Genomic DNA, 1,374 nt, shown 5'->3' on the forward strand with positions numbered 1-1,374 from the left:
CCAGGGGCCGTTGCATGTTCGCGATCCGTCCGGAACGTCGTGCTGGTCCGGCCTTGGAGTGGACGTCCTGGTTCGAGCAGGGGCAAACGCAGTGCAGGCACGGTCTCGGTGATCATGTGAGTGTCGAAGTCCCATGAACACCTGGCGAGTCCGTGCCTGCTCCTGCATCTTCCCTCATTCCCACCGCGCTGGACCAACTGGGCCGGGCTGCCGCGCCGGTCCCGCTGGCGGACGCGGTCGCACTGTCCGGTTTCCTGGATCTGGTGCCCGACCCGCGAGGAGTCCGGGGCCGCCGCTACCGGTTGTCCGCTCTGGTCGCCGCGGCCGCGGCCAGTGTCCTGGCTGGTGCCCGCTCGCTCACCGCGATCACGGAATGGATCAGCGACATCCCCACCTGGGCCTGCCGGGTTCTCGGCTTCCCCACCGACCCGCTCTCCGGCACCGTCTCCGTACCACACCCCCACACCCTGCGCCGTCTCCTCGTCCAACTCGACGGCGACGCTCTGGACCAGGCGATCGGCGCCTTCCTCACCGCCCGCGCCGCCCCGGCCGGCCCCGGACTGCGAGCGATCGCCGTCGACGGCAAGGCCCTACGCGGCTCGCGCACCCCCGTCACCGGGCACGTCACCCTCCTCGCCGCGATGGACCACACCGGCCACGTCCTGGCCCAGCGCCAGGTCGCCGACAAGAGCAACGAGATCCCCGCCTTCCGGCCTCTGCTGGACAGCATTGACCTGACCGGCACGGTCATCACCGCGGACGCGCTGCACACCCAGCACGCTCACGGCACCTACCTCCGCGAGCGCGGTGCCCACTACATCGCCCAGGTCAAGGCCAACCATCCCGGCCTGTTCGACCGCGTCCGCCGCCTGCCCTGGCGCGAGATCACACTCGACCACTACGACCGCACCCGGGCCCACCACCGCCTGGAGATCCGGCGACTGAAGACCGCCGCCTTCGCCCACCTCGACTACCCCGACGCCCGCCAGGCCCTTCAAGTCGTGCGCTGGAGGAAGAACTTCACCAGCGGCAAGCTCACCATCGAGCGCGTCTACCTGATCACCAGCCTGCCGCCCGGCGCGGCTACCGGCGCCCAGATCGCGGACTGGATCAGAGGGCACTGGAAGATCGAAAATCTTCTGCACCACGTCCGCGACCGCACGTTCCGCGAGGACGACTCCAAGATCCATGTCGGCCATCTCCCGCGCATCATGGCCAGCCTGCGCAACCTCGCCATCGGCGTCCACCGTCAGGACGGCCACACCAACATCGCCGCCGCCCTACGTCACACCGCTCGCGACTGGCGAAGGCCCCTGGCCGCCCTCGGCATCACCGGATGAATCCGGACAGACCTCGATCATGCAAGGGACCCTG

At 69.4% G+C, this 1,374-nt stretch carries 1 protein-coding gene; it reads left to right on the forward strand.

All coding sequences use genetic code 11. The features are described 5' to 3' along the window. Positions 1–152: 152 nt before the first annotated feature. Positions 153–1,340, forward strand: coding sequence for an ISAs1 family transposase (locus ACRWND_RS30780; RefSeq protein WP_431955256.1), 1,188 nt, complete (start codon positions 153–155; stop codon positions 1,338–1,340). Positions 1,341–1,374: the final 34 nt, after the last annotated feature.

The organism is Actinacidiphila sp. bgisy167 (assembly GCF_965342175.1).
Lineage (GTDB): Bacteria > Actinomycetota > Actinomycetes > Streptomycetales > Streptomycetaceae > Actinacidiphila.